Source organism: Vreelandella sp. 21 (assembly GCF_050995515.1).
GTDB lineage: Bacteria > Pseudomonadota > Gammaproteobacteria > Pseudomonadales > Halomonadaceae > Vreelandella > Vreelandella alkaliphila.
Map to the genome: position 1 here is coordinate 1,628,205 of NZ_CP194673.1, position 16,117 is coordinate 1,644,321.

Below are 16,117 nucleotides of genomic sequence, written 5' to 3' on the forward strand. Positions count from 1 at the left end.
CAATGAGGCCGCACGTGAGTCAGCAAGCTCTCGAAAACGTTTTTCAGGAATGGCAAAGCAACGAAGCTCTGGCTGAGCAAATGATTCCGCTAGTGGGTCAGCTGTATCGCCAAAATAATGTTGTCGCCACTATGTTTGGTCGTTCCTTGATTAAGCGGTCCGTCATTCGCATCCTCAAAGATCACCGCTTTGTACGCAAAATTGAAGGCACTGAGCTATCTGTTGAAGATACGTTCCCCATCGTAAAAGCGATGAGTGAGATGAACCTCGGCCCTGCCCATGTTGACGTTGGAAAGTTGGCGGTTAATTTTAAACGCCAGGGCGGTGGTGACCTTGATGCTTTCCTGCGTAAAGAACTTGCTGAGATCATTGATGGCTTTCAGCCAAACGGCAGCAAAGGTGAGCCTCAAGACGTTGTGCTGTACGGGTTCGGTCGTATCGGTCGTTTGCTGGCACGTGTAATGGTCGAAAAAGCGGGCGGCGGCAATCTGTTGCGCTTGCGAGCCATTGTCGTTCGTGGCCGCGGCGATGTGGCAAAAGACCTTGAGAAACGCGCCAGTCTGCTGCGTCGTGACTCGGTACATGGGCCTTTCGACGGCACAATTACTGTCGATGTTGAAGCGCGTACACTTATTGTCAACGGTAACGTGATTCAGGTTATTTACGCCGACTCGCCTAGTGAAATTGATTACACTGCTTACGGTATCGACAACGCGGTGATTGTTGATAACACCGGTATCTGGCGCGACGAGGCTGGATTGGGTCAGCATCTTGAGTGCAAGGGCGCTAAGAAAGCATTGTTAACGGCCCCCGGCAAAGGCGATATCAAAAATATCGTATTCGGCATTAATCATGAAACGATTGGCGATAATGACCGTATCGTGTCGGCAGCGTCCTGTACTACCAACGCCATCGTGCCAGTGCTAAAAGCGCTAAATGATGAATATGGTGTAGTGACAGGCCACGTAGAGACCGTGCACGCCTACACCAACGACCAAAACCTTATCGATAATTACCACAAAGGCGACCGTCGTGGGCGTAGTGCGGCGCTGAATATGGTATTGACCGAAACAGGTGCAGCAAAAGCGGTCGCAAAAGCGCTACCTGAACTTGAAGGTAAGCTCACAGGTAACGCCATTCGCGTGCCTACGCCCAATGTTTCTATGGCTATTTTGAATTTAACCTTGGAAAAGGGCACTGATGCAGAGGCGTTGAACGATTATCTGCGTCGCGTATCGATTGATTCCTCCTATCAGAAGCAGATTGACTTCGTGGATTCAGCAGAAGTTGTATCATCTGACTTTGTTGGCAATCGCCATGCGGGTATTGTCGATGCTAAAGCCACCATCGCAAACGGTAACCACGCCGTCGTTTATGTGTGGTATGACAATGAATTTGGCTATAGTTGCCAAGTTATTCGTATTCTTCAGCATATGTCTAATGTGAAGTTTTTGAAGCTGCCGCATTAAGCTGTTTGAGCATTAATGGCGTTTAAGCAGCAGTTAATGCGCTTTTAACCGCTAAGTTGTGCCAAAAGCCACCTCCGGGTGGCTTTTTTTGTGTTGAAAGCGAGATCAGCTCAAGCGTCTATAGCACTTTAGGAGGCTGTCAGGGATGTGGTCATTGGCCGCGCTTATCTTTATAATACGATGGATTTTTCGGGGTGGTTCAAGCGTGCTTGAGCCTGACTGGTAACAATCTGAACAGACAATAAAAATTTACTGAACAGAAATAAGCATTCGAACCCCTTACCTTCGTATATCCGATCCATCAACTGGGCGAGACTATGATCGAAGTCAAAAAAGGCCTGGATCTCCCCATCACGGGAGCGCCCGAGCAGCGTATTGAAGATGCGCGGCCTGTGCGCCACGTGGCAATCCTGGGCACCGACTACGTTGGCATGAAGCCGACGATGGAAGTTCAGGAAGGGGATAAGGTCAAACTGGGCCAATTACTCTTCACCGATAAGAAAATTGATGGTGTACGCTTTACAGCGCCCGCCAGCGGTGAAGTAGTTGCTATTAACCGTGGCGAAAAGAGACGTCTGCTGTCTGTCGTTATTAAAGTCGATGAAAATGAAGAAGCGATGACATTTGCTTCTCATGATCGTGACGCTTTAGGGCAGCTTGAACGTCAATCTGTTGTTGATCAACTGGTTGAGTCAGGGCTTTGGACTGCTTTGCGCACCCGGCCTTTCTCTCGCACGCCAGCTATCGACAGCACACCTACCGATATTTTTGTTACTGCTGTGGATACTCATCCACTTAGCGCTGACCCTGCGGTAGTGATCAACGAAAACTCCCAAGCATTTGAAGACGGCCTCAAGGTGCTAACCCGCCTGACCGAGGGCAACGTTTTTCTGTGTACGGGAGCTAATGCTTCCATTCCTGGTGGTAATGTCAGCGGCGTAAAGACTGAGAGCTTTGCTGGCCCGCATCCGGCAGGTTTGGTAGGAACGCATATTCATTACCTTTCACCGGTAGCCCTGCACAAAAAAGTGTGGCACATCGGTTATCAGGATGTGATTGCGTTCGGCAAGCTGTTTGTAGAAGGCAAGCTTGATACGAGCCGTATCATTGCTGTCGGCGGCCCGCGTGCTGAAAATCCTCGTTTATTGCGCACCCGTATTGGTGCCAGTACGGAGGAACTCTTAGCAGGTGAGGTCATCAAACCCGATGACACCCGTGTTATTTCAGGTTCTGTGTTCTCTGGTGCCTCTGCTGAAGGGAGCTTGACTTACTTGGGACGTTTCCATAACCAAGTAAGCTTGCTTGAGGAAGGTAACAAGCGCACCTTCTTGGGATGGATGTCTACGGGCGCTAATCGGCACTCAGTCATGGGCATTTACATTTCTAAGATTAAAGGCCTGAGCAATTATGCACCAACCACGTCAACCAATGGCTCTGAACGTGCCATGGTGCCGATCGGTGCATATGAAGCCATTATGCCTCTGGATGTTATGCCAACACAGCTGCTGCGCACGCTGATCGTGGGTGACATTGAAGTTGCCATGCAACTTGGGTGTCTTGAGTTAGACGAAGAGGATTTGGCACTGTGTACCTATGTTTGCCCCGGCAAATACGAGTACGGCCCTATCCTGCGTGACAATCTCACCATGATCGAGAAAGAGGCCTGATGATGGGTATTCGACAAACACTCGATAATCTCGAGCCGCACTTCCATAAAGGTGGTAAGTACGAAAAGTTCTACCCGCTCTACGAAGCGGTAGATACTATTTTCTACTCTCCCCCCAGTGTTGCAAAAACCACCGCCCACGTGCGTGACGGTATCGATCTAAAACGCATCATGATCACCGTTTGGCTGTGTACTTTCCCGGCGATGTTCTTCGGTATGTGGAACGCTGGCTGGCAGGCCAACACCGCCATTGATGCAGGCTATGCATCAATGAACGGTTGGCGTGAAGCGATCATGATGACCCTGGCGGGTGGACATGACCCCAGCAGTTTATGGGCTAACTTTGTCCTAGGTGCGACCTACTTCCTGCCTATCTATCTTGTCACGTTTGCGGTGGGTGGTTTTTGGGAAGTACTGTTCGCCATCAAGCGCGGCCATGAGGTTAACGAAGGGTTCTTCGTGACCTCCGTGCTGTTTGCGCTGATTCTGCCGGCCACGATTCCGCTTTGGCAGGTTGCCTTGGGTATTACCTTTGGTGTGGTAATCGGTAAAGAGATCTTCGGCGGCACGGGTAAGAACTTCTTGAACCCTGCGCTGACTGGCCGTGCCTTTCTCTACTTCGCGTATCCAGCGCAAATCTCCGGTGACGCGGTATGGGTAGCAGCCGACGGCTATACGGGTGCAACGGCGCTCTCCATGGCGTTCCAAGACGGTATGAGCGCGCTGACTGATACCATGAGCTGGTGGGATGCCTTCCTTGGCTTTATCCCTGGTTCAGTGGGTGAGGTCTCGACACTGGCGATCTTCATTGGTGCGGCAGTGCTGTTGTGGACGCGTATTGCATCATGGCGAATCATGCTGGGTGTTCTTCTGGGCATGGTCGTCACCAGTACGCTGTTTAATCTGATTGGTTCTGACAGCAACCCCATGTTTGCAATGCCCTGGTACTGGCATTTGGTGATTGGTGGCTTCGCTTTCGGCATGGTGTTTATGGCAACGGACCCTGTGTCTGCTTCCATGACTAACCAGGGGCGCTTGGTGTTTGGTGCGTTGATCGGTGTGATGACCGTGCTGATCCGCGTGGTAAACCCGGCCTTTCCTGAGGGCATCATGCTGGCCATTCTGTTCGCTAACTTATTTGCACCGCTGATTGACCACATGTTCGTCCAGGCCAATATTAGACGCCGTCTCAAGCGGACTGGCGTAGCGGCCGAGGAGAATGCCTAATGGCACAAGGTAACAACTCCATCAAGAAGATCCTGATCGTAGCGTTTTCGCTGTGTATCGTGTGCTCGGTAATCGTTTCGACGGCTGCCGTTGCGCTGCGCCCTATGCAGCAGCTCAACCAGGAATTGGATCGTAAAACCAACATTCTTAACGTGGCAGGTCTTTATGAGCCCGGCATGGATGTTGAGGAAGCGTTCCGCACGCAAATTACTGCACGTGTAGTTGAGCTTGATACTGGTGAGTACACCGATCAGTTCGACCCAGCAACCTTCGATGGTTTCGAAGCCTCGAGTGATCCTGCAACGGGTCGTACGCTATCCGGCGATCGCGACATTGCAGGTCTGTCTCGTGTTGAAAACTTCGCGACTGTTTATCTTGTCGGTGATGCTGAAAATCCCGAGCAGATTGTTCTGCCCATTCGTGGACAGGGCCTCTGGGGCCGCATGATGGGCTTCCTCGCGGTTGAGGGCGACGGTAACACCATCGTCAGTATCACTTACTACGACCACAGCGAAACGCCGGGTCTTGGTGCTGAGGTAAATAATCCGCGTTGGCAAGCTCAATGGGAAGGTAAGAAGATTTACGACGAAGAGGGCGACCTCTCACCGGAAATCCACCTGACCAAAGGCGGCGCAAGCAACGAGTACGAGGTTGATGCGCTTTCTGGTGCGACGCTAACCAGTAACGGCGTGACCAACATGTTGCAGTTCTGGTTCAGCGAAGAGGCTTTCGCTCCGTATTTGGCTAACTTCCGTAGTGGTACTGAACCAGAAGATGCCGAAGACACCGATACCGACTTCGACGACGTTGAGGGGGCCTGATCATGGCGGATGTAAATGCAAAAAGTGTTTTAACGGCGCCGATTTTTAAGAACAACCCCATTGCGCTACAAATTTTGGGGATCTGTTCTGCTCTAGCGGTTACCACCAGCATGAGCGTATCGCTGGTAATGGCGCTAGCGGTTATTTTTGTGACGGCCTTTTCGAACCTGTTCGTATCGCTGATCCGGAACCATATTCCGTCTTCGATTCGTATCATTGTTCAAATGACCATTATTGCGTCGCTGGTTATCGTGGTTGACCAGATCCTCAAAGCTTACGCATATGAAATGTCTAAGCAGCTGTCAGTATTTGTGGGTCTGATCATCACCAACTGCATCGTAATGGGTCGTGCGGAAGGTTTTGCGATGTCCAATACGCCGGGCATGTCGTTCCTTGACGGTATCGGAAACGGCTTGGGCTACGGCTTTATCTTAATGGTCGTTGGCTTCTTCCGTGAGTTACTGGGTGCTGGCAGTATCTTTGGTTTTACCATCCTGCCAACAGTGCAGAATGGTGGTTGGTATGTGCCCAACGGTCTGCTGCTCCTGCCGCCCTCTGCCTTCTTTATTATCGGTTTGCTGATCTGGGTTTTACGTTCAGTCAATCCTGAGCAGGTAGAAGAGAACGAGTTCAAAATGAAGCACAACACCAAGCCGAAGGAGGCCGTGTAACATGGAACACTATCTAAGCCTTTTCGTTGCTTCGGTTTTTGTTGAAAACTTGGCACTGGCCTTCTTCTTGGGGATGTGTACATTCCTTGCGGTATCTAAGAAGGTTTCCGCTGCATTTGGTCTCGGGATTGCCGTTATTGTCGTACTGACAATCTCGGTTCCGGTCAACAATCTAGTGTTCAACCTGCTGCTGGCTGAAGGCGCTTTGTCTTGGACTGGCATAAGCGGTGCTGAAAACATCGATCTTTCATTCCTGGGTCTTCTGAGCTACATCGGCGTTATTGCCGCACTTGTTCAGATTCTGGAAATGTTTCTCGATAAATATGTTCCTGCGCTATACAACGCGCTGGGCGTATTCCTGCCGCTGATTACCGTTAACTGCGCCATCCTAGGTGGCGTACTGTTCATGGTTGAGCGTAACTACAACTTCGGTGAATCCGTAATCTACGGTTTCGGTTCTGGTGTTGGCTGGGCGCTTGCGATTACAGCGTTGGCTGGTATCCGTGAAAAGCTGAAGTATAGCGACGTGCCTGGCGGTCTTCAGGGTCTTGGCATCACGTTTATTACCGTTGGCTTAATGTCGTTGGGCTTTATGTCCTTCTCAGGCATTCAGCTTTAATCGGAGCCGGTTTTCTCGGCAGCTCAGGCTGCCGAGGTATAGAAAACCTTCAGCAATAGGAAACCGACATGGTTGATACATCTGTCATCTTGCTCGGTGTTGTCATGTTCACGATCATCGTTATTAGCTTAACGGCGATCATTCTGGCAGCGCGCAGCAAGCTAGTGAGTAGCGGGGACGTGACGATTGAAGTCAACGGCGACCCCGAGCACACCCTGCAGACTCAGGCTGGTGGTAAGCTTCTTAACACCCTAGCTGCAAACGGAATCTTTCTTTCCTCTGCCTGTGGTGGCGGCGGTTCTTGCGCTCAGTGTAAGTGCCGAGTAGAAGAGGGCGGCGGCTCTATTTTGCCGACGGAAGAGTCTCACTTCACTATGCGTGAAAAGAAAGAAGGCTGGCGTCTGTCTTGTCAGGTTCCTGTGAAGCAGGACATGAAAGTAGAAGTGCCTGAAGAAGTCTTCGGCGTTAAGAAGTGGGAGTGTGAAGTTACCGCGAATCCTAACGTCGCGACCTTCATTAAAGAGTTGAACCTGAAGCTGCCCGAAGGTGAGGAAGTTGCCTTCCGCGCCGGTGGTTATGTGCAACTGGTAGCGCCGCCTTACGATATTAAGTTCTCCGATTTTGACATCGAAGAAGAGTATCGTGGCGATTGGGAAAAATTTGATATGTTCAAAATTTCCCATAAGAATAACGAGGAAGTTATTCGCGCTTACTCCATGGCTAACTACCCGGATGAAAAGGGCCTCCTCAAGTTCAACATTCGTATCGCGACGCCGCCTCCGGGTACAAGCCACCCGCCGGGCCTTATGTCGACCTATGTCTTCAGTTTGAAGCCTGGCGACAAGGTTACCGTTATGGGGCCGTTTGGTGAGTTCTTTGCCAAAGACACAGATGCGGAAATGATCTTTGTCGGTGGTGGTGCGGGTATGGCGCCAATGCGTAGCCATATTTTCGATCAGCTCAAACGCTTGAAGTCAGATCGTAAAATTACTTTCTGGTACGGTGCGCGCTCCTGGCGTGAAACCTTCTACAACGAAGAGTATGATCAGCTAGCCGAAGAGTTCCCGAACTTTGAGTGGCACCTGGCGCTTTCTGACCCGCAGCCAGAAGATAATTGGGAAGGGCCGACAGGCTTTATCCACAATGTATTGTACGAAAACTATCTGAAGGACCACCCAGCTCCTGAAGATTGTGAGTACTACATGTGTGGGCCGCCCATGATGAACGCGTCTGTTATCAAGCTATTGCTCGATATGGGCGTGGAGCCGGAAAACATCCTGCTGGATGACTTCGGCGGTTAACAACGTGATTGTGTAAGTTGCCTTCGGGCATGAGCGGGGCTGGCCTTTTGGTCAGCCCCGTTTGTATGTGAATGTTTGAAAAACGATGAGTTGCCTGATCATTTTGAAGTGGCTGAGGTACAATAGGCATTAAAATTCTACGGCACTTAACGACATGACCGTTGTCGGCAGGTGAGCAGTTAATGCAATGCTGGGAGGTGAACATGACAATCTGGCTACTGGTATTTGGTTTTATGGCGCTGGTAATGACGGCAATGGCCGTTGGCGTATTAATGGGCCGCAAGCCTATTGCCGGTTCCTGTGGTGGATTAAATCAGTTAGGCCTAAAAGAAGGCTGTGACATCTGCGGCGGCAAAGATGAGGTTTGTGAAGAAGAAAACCGCAAGCGTGGAAGTGTACGTCGGCGTAGCGATGAAAGCCGTGGAGCTGACCTAGGTTATGACGCAACGCGTCGTTAATCTAGCAATTGGCTGCTCAGACGCTCGCTCACCGCGAGCGTTTATGTAAATGCCATTGTTGAGAGCGCTTTTAAGTCAGGAATAAGGAGATCCAAGTCGTATGGCCGTTCACAATTACGATGTTGTGGTGATAGGTACTGGTCCCGCTGGGGAAAGCGCTGCTATTAACGCCGCAAAGCATGGCAAGCGAGTGGCGATTATTGAAAAGCAGGCCCAGGTGGGGGGTAACTGCACCCACTGGGGCACAATCCCTTCAAAAGCGCTGCGCCATCAGGTCAAACAGATCATGGCGTTCAATACCAACCGCATGTTCCGCGATATCGGTGAACCCCGCTGGTTTTCTTTTCCTAAAGTGATGGAGCGCTCGCGTGGCACCATCGATAAACAGGTCGAAATGCGCACAACGTTTTACGCGCGCAACCGCATTGATCTGTTTCATGGTGTGGCGCGTTTTAAAGATGAGCATACCGTGGTAGTGCGAGACCGGCAGGAAGGCGTGGAAGAGCTGGTAGCCAAGAAAATTGTTATTTCTACCGGCTCTCGGCCTTATCGTCCGGCGGATATTAACTTTCGTCATCCACGTATTTACTGCTCTGATACGATTCTCAGCCTTTCCCATACCCCGCGGACACTGGTGATCTTTGGGGCAGGTGTGATCGGTTGCGAGTACGCCTCTATCTTTTCGGGTCTTGGTGTTAAGGTTGATTTGATCAACAACCGCGATAGTCTGCTGTCATTTTTGGATGATGAGATCAGTGATGCGCTTTCCTACCATCTGCGTAAACACGGTGTGCTGATCCGCCATAACGAAGACTATAAAAGTGTCGAAGGTGATGAAGCCGGCGTAACCGTAAATCTGAAGTCAGGCAAGAAAATCCGCGCCGATGCATTTCTTTGGGCGAATGGTCGTACCGGTAATACCGATAGCCTTGGACTTGAGAACATTGGTTTAGAGGCAAACGGCCGAGGCCAGCTTAGCGTTGATGAGCACTACCGCACCGCGATTCCGCATATTTACGCTGCAGGTGATGTGATTGGTTGGCCGAGTCTCGCCAGTGCTGCCTACGACCAGGGATTAAACTCCTGTAACGAGTTACTGGAAAAAGAGTATCGCTTCGTTAGCGATGTACCCACCGGGATCTACACTATTCCCGAAATCAGCTCTTTCGGCCCCAACGAGCGTGAACTGACCGAAGCCAAAGTGCCCTACGAAGTGGGTAAGGCCTTCTTTAAAGATACTGCTCGTGCGCAAATCACCGGCGATACGGTGGGAATGCTGAAGATTTTGTTCCACCAAGATACGTTGGAGATTTTAGGTATCCATTGCTTTGGTGACCAGGCGTCGGAAATTTTGCACATCGGCCAGGCCATTATGCAGCAGGAAGGGGATGCGAATACCGTGAAGTACTTCATCAATACGACCTTCAATTACCCCACCATGGCCGAAGCGTACCGGGTGGCGGCGCAAAATGGCTTAAACCGAGTGTTTTAAAATGTTTTAAGCATGGGGGCTATGCCCCCATACTCACGCCTCACAAACCATCCAGCAGTTGCTGCGCGCGTGGTTGCCAGTCACCGTCTAAGGTGGCAGCCTGAGTGAGTGCTTCGCGCGCACCCTCCCTATTTTCCTTCTGAAGCCTGAGTATGGCTACATTGAGCCATGCAGCGCCCATGGCAGGGTCAAGCTGTGTGGCTGATTCGAAGGCTTCCAGCGCTGCTTGAGGTTGTTGAGCTGCGTATAGCGCATTGCCGAGTGCAAATTGACCCAGCGGATTGGCTGGGAAGCGTTCTACAAAAGCTTGCCAGCTGGAAAGTGTTGCAACAGGCCCATGCTGCTCCTCGTAAGCGCTAATGGCTTCCAGTGCATTGCGGGCGGTAACGCCTTCGGGCAGGCTGCCAGGTTCGCTAACCACAAATCCCCAGCGCTCACTGCGTGCCCAGGTAGCATCAAAGCGGCTAAACGACATCGTATGTCGTTCGATTTCGCCACTACGTAAAATCAGCGTTTCATTAGGTAAATCAAAACCAATGGCCACCGCGTAGTGCCACATCGGGAAAGCTGGCAAAGCGAGGTTTTGCATCACCACCACGGGGTCACCTGCTTCCAGGTGGCCAAGCAATGCATCCATGGTGCCACGAACGGGGATCGCTAACTGCTTATAACGGCGCACAGTGGCTAGCATTTCAGGTTGGACGCTACCCTCTCGCCCAGGCAGAAATACCTGTGGGATTAACTGCTCAAGCCCTGCATCTACCCCCTGGTGATTGAGCACCATTGCCAGCGTTGCTGGGCCACACTGATACGCCGTCTGGGCGTAAAACGGTACTTCGGTAAGCTCAGTTTGCGGTGCTAGGCTAGCTTTAGTGCTTTCTAGTAGCACCGGGCTGCGGGCGCAGCCGCTAAGCAGAGTGGGCAGCAGTAGGGCAAGCAGTAAAACGCCCGCAAAGCGGGCGTTTAAAAGGTGTTTCATCATGGCAGTCAAATTAGCGAGTGAACGGATAAACATCGGTCAGGCCGAGAATGTCAGTCACTAGTAGGATAACGAATACCGCAAACAGGGCGCCAATCACGCCGGCGCCGGCGGGCAGCTGTTCGAGTTGTTCGGCCATTTGCTGCGCTTCTGCATCGCTTAGTGCGGCAACGCGGGCTTCAACGTCATCTAGATCAACACCTTGCTTGAGGAGCTCTTCTTGCACATCTGCACGGGCGAGAATTTCATTAATACGCTCGCGGTCAGCACCTGCGCGGTCGCCTGCTAAAACAGATTGCGTAGAGACCAAGTTTGTAGAGACCAAGTTTGTAGAGACTAAGTCTGTAGAGGTAGCGTCCATACTCTGCGGGGCTGTGGGCGCAGCGGCAACAGGTAGGCTGGTAATGACTAACGCAGCGATCAGTAAGCTTGAGAGGTAAGCGCGCACTTTTTTCATTGTCTTCATCCTTAGACGTATCGGGGAGCAAACTAATTTGTAACCTGAATCAATAGTATAGAAATAAACCGTACTGGATTTAAGGCGAAAACGAAAAGTGCTAATTATTTGCACTAATGCGGTAGGTCCAAGGGGATTCAGCTAAAAGCCCCTTGCCACCCGCCATGGTCATGGCTAGGTCATGTAGTCCTGGCCATAAGGGCACCGCAGAAGCCCCTTTCACAGCAAGATCTAACCGTTGGGCCATCAGCAGGAGTTTGTGTAAACGTTTCATTGATAGGCGACTGATCGCTTTTTGGTAAGCGGGGCGGCGTTTATCAAAAATCATTGGTTTCTGGGTTTTACACGCGTGCTCAAAGCTTTGTCCCTGATCCAAATGCTGGTGTAGCGATAGCAGGGTGCGTAGTTCGCGACTGAGTGCCCAAAGCACGATGGGAGCTTCAACCCCTTCACTGCGCAGCCCATTAACGATACGCGAGGTACGGCTTGGCTCTCCTTTTAAACAGGCATCCGCAAGGTTAAACACATCAAAGCGGGTGCTGTCTTCCACGCCTTGGGCAATGCTTTCAACATTAAGGCGAGTGTTAGGTGGATGAATCAGCGCGAGTTTTTGCAGCTCTTGATCAGCGGCCAACAGATTACCTTCGGTGCGCTCACCCAATAAGCGAGCCGCTTCTAGGTCGATTTGCAAACCATGCAGCGATGCGCGATCCCTCAGCCAGTAGCCTAAGCGCGAAGCATCAACGGGCCATACAGGTACAAATAAACCGTGTTTATCGAGTGCTTTAAACCAAGCGCTTTTTTGTTGCTTGGCGTCTAACTTGCCCATGCTGATCAGCAGTAAGTCGTCACTGCCATCCATCAATTCAGCATACTTTGCCAGTGCTTTACTGCCATCTTGGCCGAGTTTGTGCGTCCCCAGCCTAAGTTCCAGAAGCTTATTAGAGGCGAATAAAGAGAGGTTACTGGCGGTTTCCAGCAGCCGACCCCAGGCAAAATTAGGCTCTACATCAAGCACTTCCCGCTCTTCGACACCCGCTTGCCGCGCGACTGAGCGCACGGCATCACAGGCATCACGATGTTGCAGTGGCTCATCACCGGCAACAATCACCACCTTAGGCAATTTTTTTGCTAAGGCCGCGGGAAGCTGATCCGAAAATACCTTCACTGAATGGCCTCAAGGTTCGCCAGTCTTTCGATAATGCGCTCAGCCAATTGTCGCGTTAGCGTTTGTTCAGCTTCTTGAAAGAGGGTTTCTCTATTGAGCAGATCATCATCGCTGACCCGAATGCGTGTATCGGTCGTTATCGTTGCATTATTAAGCACATAAGCATTGTCCTCTCGCTGCTGTACGGAGAGAGACGTGCTTAGCGTTAGCTCATGTTCTTGGCTGGCGCGTCCTTCGCTGCCAATACGGCGTTGGCGAAGCGTTGGTGAGCCCAGCGTGACCCGCCAGGGGGCGCCATCAGAAACCTCGCTGCTTTGCTGTAGTAATCGGATGCGTAGCTGTTGGGCCAGGGCGCTTTTGTCGTCACCCTCTAGTGACAGGGCAGGCAAGCGCGGCATTGAATCCAAACCGCGGAGGCGAAACCCGCAGCCGCTGAGCAGCACCGCCGCTGAGGCGGCGATGCTGGTAGCGAGGAAACGACGGCGTGTAACGTGTTGGGATGGTTTCATCCACTCACCACAATGTTAACCAGCTTACCGGGTACAACGATGACTTTACGAACCGTTTTACCTTCCAGATGGCGCTGGACGTTTTCGTTCTCCATCGCCAGTTGCTCGATGGCGGCTTTATCTGCGCTGGCCGGGGCTTCTAGGCGCGCGCGCAGTTTTCCGTTCACTTGCACGACTAGTTCGATACTGTCGCGGGTGAGCGCGGCTTCATCTACCTTCGGCCACTGAGCTTCAATGGCGGGCTGGTCATAGCCTAATTGTTGCCACAGCGTGTGGCACAGGTGCGGTGTAATGGGTGCTAGCAGCAGCACGCATGCCTCAAGCGCTTCGCGACTGACCGCTAAGCCGAGCTCGGACGTATCGTCGAACTTGGCCACTGCGTTAGAGAGTTCCATGACTGCGGCAATGGCGGTATTAAAGGTGGTGCGGCGGCCAATGTCATCGCTGGCTTTCTTGATAGTCTCGTGGGTCTTACGACGCAGTGCTTTTTGGTCGTCGTTCAACGCATCAAGGGTCAGTTCGCCCGGTGTACCAGCAGCAAGGTGCTCGGTCACCTGACGCCAAATCCGTTTCAAGAAGCGGTGCGCACCTTCAACGCCTGAATCCGACCACTCCAGTGACTGCTCGGGCGGTGCGGCAAACATCATAAACAGACGGACAGTATCGGCACCAAACTTGTCGATCATCGACTGAGGATCAACACCGTTGTTTTTCGATTTAGACATCTTCTCGATGCCGCCCATTTCCACCGGCAGGCCGTCGCTGATTAGAACAGCGCTTAACGGACGACCTTTCTCATCGCGTTTTACTTCTACATCAGCGGGGTTGAACCACTCCTTACCACCGTTATCTTTAAAGCGGTAGAAGGTTTCCGCGATGACCATGCCCTGGGTGAGCAGTTGCTGGAACGGCTCATCGGAATCCAGCATGCCGAAATCGCGCAGCAGCTTATGGAAGAAGCGGGCGTAGAGCAGATGCAGAATCGCGTGTTCGATACCGCCGATATACAGGTCAACGGGCAGCCAGTAATTGGCGCGCTCGTCCAACATTGCTTCGTGGTTATCCGCGCAGCAGAAGCGGGCGAAGTACCAGGACGATTCCATAAAGGTATCGAAGGTATCGGTTTCGCGCACCCAGCCATCGCCCAGTTCAGAAAACTCGGGCATCTTCTTCAGCGGTGAACCAGAAGCATCCACGGTGACTTCCATGGGCAGTGCTACCGGCAGCTCATCATCAGAGAGCGGCACGGTTTGGCCTTCCGGGCCGTATTTCACAGGAATTGGCGCACCCCAATAACGCTGGCGTGCAATACCCCAGTCACGCAGACGGTAATTGGTTTTTACTTCACCGCGGCCAAGCTCAGTAAGCTTCGCGGCAATCGCATCAAACGCCGCCTGGAATTCCAGGCCATCAAATTCGCCTGAGTTAATCAGCGTGCCGTGCTCAACATAAGCACCTTCGGAAATATCCGGCTGGTTGCCGTTGGCATCGGCCACCACAGGCTTGAGTTCTACGCCGTACTTGGTCGCAAATTCCCAGTCGCGCTGATCGTGGGCAGGTACCGCCATAACCGCACCGGTGCCAAACTCCATTAATACGAAGTTGGCCACAAACACCGGCACTTCATCACCGGTAAGCGGGTGAATCGCTTTGTGCCCGGTGAGCATGCCCAGCTTTTCTTTGGTAGCCATTTCGGCTTCCGACGTGCCACCTTTGGCGCACTCGTCACAAAATGACGCCAGTTCGCTGTTTTGTGCGGCAGCCTGCTTGGCCAGGGGGTGACCAGCGGCGACGGCCACGTAGGTGACACCCAGCAGCGTATCCGGGCGGGTGGTATACACCGCCAACGGCTCGCAGGCGCTGCCGTCTTCCGCCTGAATATCAAAGGTCATCTCAACGCCGCGGGATTTACCAATCCAGTTGCGTTGCATGGTTTTGACCTGTTCGGGCCACTCGACATTATCAAGATCTGCCAACAGCTCGTCGGCGTAGTCGGTAATTTTCAAGAACCACAGCGGGATTTCTTTACGCTCTACCGGTGCACCAGAACGCCAGCCGCAGCCGTCAATCACTTGCTCGTTAGCCAGTACCGTTTGGTCAACCGGGTCCCAGTTCACCGTGGACATTTTCTTATAGACCAAGCCTTTTTCGACCAGCTTGGTAAAGAACCACTGCTCCCAGCGGTAATAGCTGGTATCGCAGGTAGCGAATTCGCGGCTCCAGTCGTAGGCAAAGCCAAGTGCCTTCAACTGGTTACGCATGTAATCAATGTTTTGATAGGTCCACTTCGCGGGCGGTACCTGGTTTTGAATCGCGGCATTTTCCGCAGGCATACCGAACGCATCCCAGCCCATGGGCTGCATGACATTTTTACCCTGCATGCGCTGGAAACGGGACACAACGTCGCCGATAGTGTAGTTACGCACGTGGCCCATATGCAGCTTGCCGCTGGGGTAGGGGAACATGGATAGGCAGTAGAACTTTTCGCGGTTAGCGTCTTCTACTGCTTTGAAGCACTGGTGTTTATCCCAGTACTGCTGAGCGTCACGTTCAATCTCACGGGGGCTGTAATGTGCGTCCATCGGTGTTTTCAATGCCTTGGGGTAATTCGCCCAAAAAGGGCGCAAAGTGAATAATGGATGACGGCTGTCAGATAAGTAACGTCGATTGTATCCTATGCAGGTGTATCCTTGAACGGTTAGCCGATGATAGGCCGCACCTTGGGTCGACAAAAGGAGAGGTACCATGGAACAACATAACGATCACCGTTTGCGCGAAGGCTACGAGCGCCTGCTAGAACGCATGCAGGACGGGGCCAACGATCTTACCTGGGATAATCTACAAAAGGATTTGGACGACGCCGTTGCTTTTGAAGCGGAGCTGGAAGAGTACACCAAAGACGAGCTAGCACTGCTGCGTGCCTGGGTAGAGCGTGACCTGAAAGATATGCGCTACTACATGGCAGATACCGGTAAGCAGGTTGCTAGCTGGTTGGGCATTGATATCGACAGCCTTTCACGGCGTGTGGCGGAATCGCTGCTTTCAATCGCCGACCGCAGCGTGGTGGAGCGCGAACGCTTCGAAGATGACCTGGAAGCCGCCCGCGCCGACTACTGCGAAGGTGAAGTTGCTGCGCCGGGCCTGATGGCGTGCGTACACTGCGATGCCCAGGTGATGCTAGAAAGCGTCTCGCGCCTGGAACCATGCCACCAGTGTGGCCACCGCTATTTCTACCGCTTTCCCAGTAAAATCGTCGAAACCTAAGAGGCTAGCGCACTCA

At 52.2% G+C, this 16,117-nt stretch carries 15 protein-coding genes; 10 read left to right on the forward strand and 5 right to left on the reverse strand.

The window, feature by feature from the left end:
- Positions 1-14: 14 nt before the first annotated feature.
- From ACN06F_RS07570 to sthA, 9 genes are all read left to right on the forward strand, one after another.
- Complete coding sequence (locus ACN06F_RS07570) at positions 15-1,469, forward strand: glyceraldehyde-3-phosphate dehydrogenase (protein ID WP_038483633.1); 1,455 nt, start codon at positions 15-17, stop codon at positions 1,467-1,469.
- Positions 1,470-1,786: 317 nt separating this feature from the next.
- A complete protein-coding gene (locus tag ACN06F_RS07575; protein ID WP_038483635.1) occupies positions 1,787-3,136 on the forward strand; it encodes a Na(+)-translocating NADH-quinone reductase subunit A in 1,350 nt (449 codons plus the stop codon).
- Positions 3,136-4,362: an NADH:ubiquinone reductase (Na(+)-transporting) subunit B gene (locus ACN06F_RS07580; protein ID WP_038483637.1), complete on the forward strand. Its 1,227-nt coding sequence runs from the start codon at positions 3,136-3,138 to the stop codon at positions 4,360-4,362. The genes ACN06F_RS07575 and ACN06F_RS07580 overlap by 1 nt, the downstream gene beginning before the upstream one ends.
- On the forward strand, positions 4,362-5,183 hold the full coding sequence (locus ACN06F_RS07585; RefSeq protein WP_038483639.1) for a Na(+)-translocating NADH-quinone reductase subunit C: 822 nt from the start codon (positions 4,362-4,364) through the stop codon (positions 5,181-5,183). The genes ACN06F_RS07580 and ACN06F_RS07585 overlap by 1 nt, the downstream gene beginning before the upstream one ends.
- 2 nt (positions 5,184-5,185) lie before the next feature.
- Complete coding sequence (locus ACN06F_RS07590) at positions 5,186-5,854, forward strand: NADH:ubiquinone reductase (Na(+)-transporting) subunit D (protein ID WP_038483642.1); 669 nt, start codon at positions 5,186-5,188, stop codon at positions 5,852-5,854.
- Between the two features lies 1 nt (position 5,855).
- Entirely contained in the window at positions 5,856-6,473 is a 618-nt protein-coding gene (nqrE, locus tag ACN06F_RS07595) for an NADH:ubiquinone reductase (Na(+)-transporting) subunit E (protein ID WP_009723509.1), read from the forward strand.
- Between the two features lie 68 nt (positions 6,474-6,541).
- Positions 6,542-7,774, forward strand: coding sequence for an NADH:ubiquinone reductase (Na(+)-transporting) subunit F (nqrF, locus tag ACN06F_RS07600; RefSeq protein ID WP_038483644.1), 1,233 nt, complete (start codon positions 6,542-6,544; stop codon positions 7,772-7,774).
- Positions 7,775-7,977: 203 nt separating this feature from the next.
- Positions 7,978-8,232: a (Na+)-NQR maturation NqrM gene (nqrM, locus tag ACN06F_RS07605; RefSeq protein WP_009723507.1), complete on the forward strand. Its 255-nt coding sequence runs from the start codon at positions 7,978-7,980 to the stop codon at positions 8,230-8,232.
- 100 nt (positions 8,233-8,332) lie between these two features.
- Positions 8,333-9,724 carry a Si-specific NAD(P)(+) transhydrogenase gene (sthA, locus tag ACN06F_RS07610; protein ID WP_038483647.1) on the forward strand — a complete coding sequence of 464 codons (1,392 nt, stop codon included), beginning with the start codon at positions 8,333-8,335 and terminating at the stop codon, positions 9,722-9,724.
- Between the two features lie 40 nt (positions 9,725-9,764).
- Here sthA and ACN06F_RS07615 read toward each other — a convergent pair whose 3' ends face one another.
- From ACN06F_RS07615 to leuS, 5 genes are all read right to left on the reverse strand, one after another.
- Positions 9,765-10,706: a PA2778 family cysteine peptidase gene (locus ACN06F_RS07615; RefSeq protein WP_433924971.1), complete on the reverse strand. Its 942-nt coding sequence runs from the start codon at positions 10,704-10,706 to the stop codon at positions 9,765-9,767.
- Between the two features lie 10 nt (positions 10,707-10,716).
- The gene (locus ACN06F_RS07620; RefSeq protein ID WP_433924972.1) at positions 10,717-11,160 is read right to left on the reverse strand and encodes a PA2779 family protein; all 444 of its coding nucleotides are present in this window, start codon (positions 11,158-11,160) and stop codon (positions 10,717-10,719) included.
- 100 nt (positions 11,161-11,260) lie between these two features.
- The gene (holA, locus tag ACN06F_RS07625; RefSeq protein WP_038483651.1) at positions 11,261-12,328 is read right to left on the reverse strand and encodes a DNA polymerase III subunit delta; all 1,068 of its coding nucleotides are present in this window, start codon (positions 12,326-12,328) and stop codon (positions 11,261-11,263) included.
- On the reverse strand, positions 12,325-12,837 hold the full coding sequence (locus tag ACN06F_RS07630; protein ID WP_120387059.1) for a twin-arginine translocation signal domain-containing protein: 513 nt from the start codon (positions 12,835-12,837) through the stop codon (positions 12,325-12,327). Before ACN06F_RS07630 ends, holA begins: the two co-directional genes overlap by 4 nt.
- Complete coding sequence (leuS, locus tag ACN06F_RS07635) at positions 12,834-15,419, reverse strand: leucine--tRNA ligase (RefSeq protein ID WP_038483655.1); 2,586 nt, start codon at positions 15,417-15,419, stop codon at positions 12,834-12,836. The genes ACN06F_RS07630 and leuS overlap by 4 nt, the downstream gene beginning before the upstream one ends.
- 163 nt (positions 15,420-15,582) lie before the next feature.
- Here leuS and ACN06F_RS07640 point away from each other — a divergent pair, with 163 nt between their 5' ends.
- A complete protein-coding gene (locus ACN06F_RS07640) occupies positions 15,583-16,101 on the forward strand; it encodes a zinc ribbon-containing protein (protein WP_009723500.1) in 519 nt (172 codons plus the stop codon).
- The last annotated feature ends 16 nt before the right edge of the window (positions 16,102-16,117 follow it).

Bases quoted from the DNA above. Each gene is read 5' to 3' on its own strand.
- ACN06F_RS07575 (WP_038483635.1), top strand. From the start codon at position 1,787: ATGATCGAAGTCAAAAAAGGCCTGGATCTCCCCATCACGGGAGCGCCC.
- ACN06F_RS07580 (WP_038483637.1), top strand. From the start codon at position 3,136: ATGATGGGTATTCGACAAACACTCGATAATCTCGAGCCGCACTTCCAT.
- ACN06F_RS07585 (WP_038483639.1), top strand. From the start codon at position 4,362: ATGGCACAAGGTAACAACTCCATCAAGAAGATCCTGATCGTAGCGTTT.
- ACN06F_RS07590 (WP_038483642.1), top strand. From the start codon at position 5,186: ATGGCGGATGTAAATGCAAAAAGTGTTTTAACGGCGCCGATTTTTAAG.
- nqrE (WP_009723509.1), top strand. From the start codon at position 5,856: ATGGAACACTATCTAAGCCTTTTCGTTGCTTCGGTTTTTGTTGAAAAC.
- nqrF (WP_038483644.1), top strand. From the start codon at position 6,542: ATGGTTGATACATCTGTCATCTTGCTCGGTGTTGTCATGTTCACGATC.
- nqrM (WP_009723507.1), top strand. From the start codon at position 7,978: ATGACAATCTGGCTACTGGTATTTGGTTTTATGGCGCTGGTAATGACG.
- sthA (WP_038483647.1), top strand. From the start codon at position 8,333: ATGGCCGTTCACAATTACGATGTTGTGGTGATAGGTACTGGTCCCGCT.
- ACN06F_RS07615 (WP_433924971.1), bottom strand. From the start codon at position 10,706: ATGATGAAACACCTTTTAAACGCCCGCTTTGCGGGCGTTTTACTGCTT.
- ACN06F_RS07620 (WP_433924972.1), bottom strand. From the start codon at position 11,160: ATGAAAAAAGTGCGCGCTTACCTCTCAAGCTTACTGATCGCTGCGTTA.
- ACN06F_RS07630 (WP_120387059.1), bottom strand. From the start codon at position 12,837: ATGAAACCATCCCAACACGTTACACGCCGTCGTTTCCTCGCTACCAGC.
- leuS (WP_038483655.1), bottom strand. From the start codon at position 15,419: ATGGACGCACATTACAGCCCCCGTGAGATTGAACGTGACGCTCAGCAG.
- ACN06F_RS07640 (WP_009723500.1), top strand. From the start codon at position 15,583: ATGGAACAACATAACGATCACCGTTTGCGCGAAGGCTACGAGCGCCTG.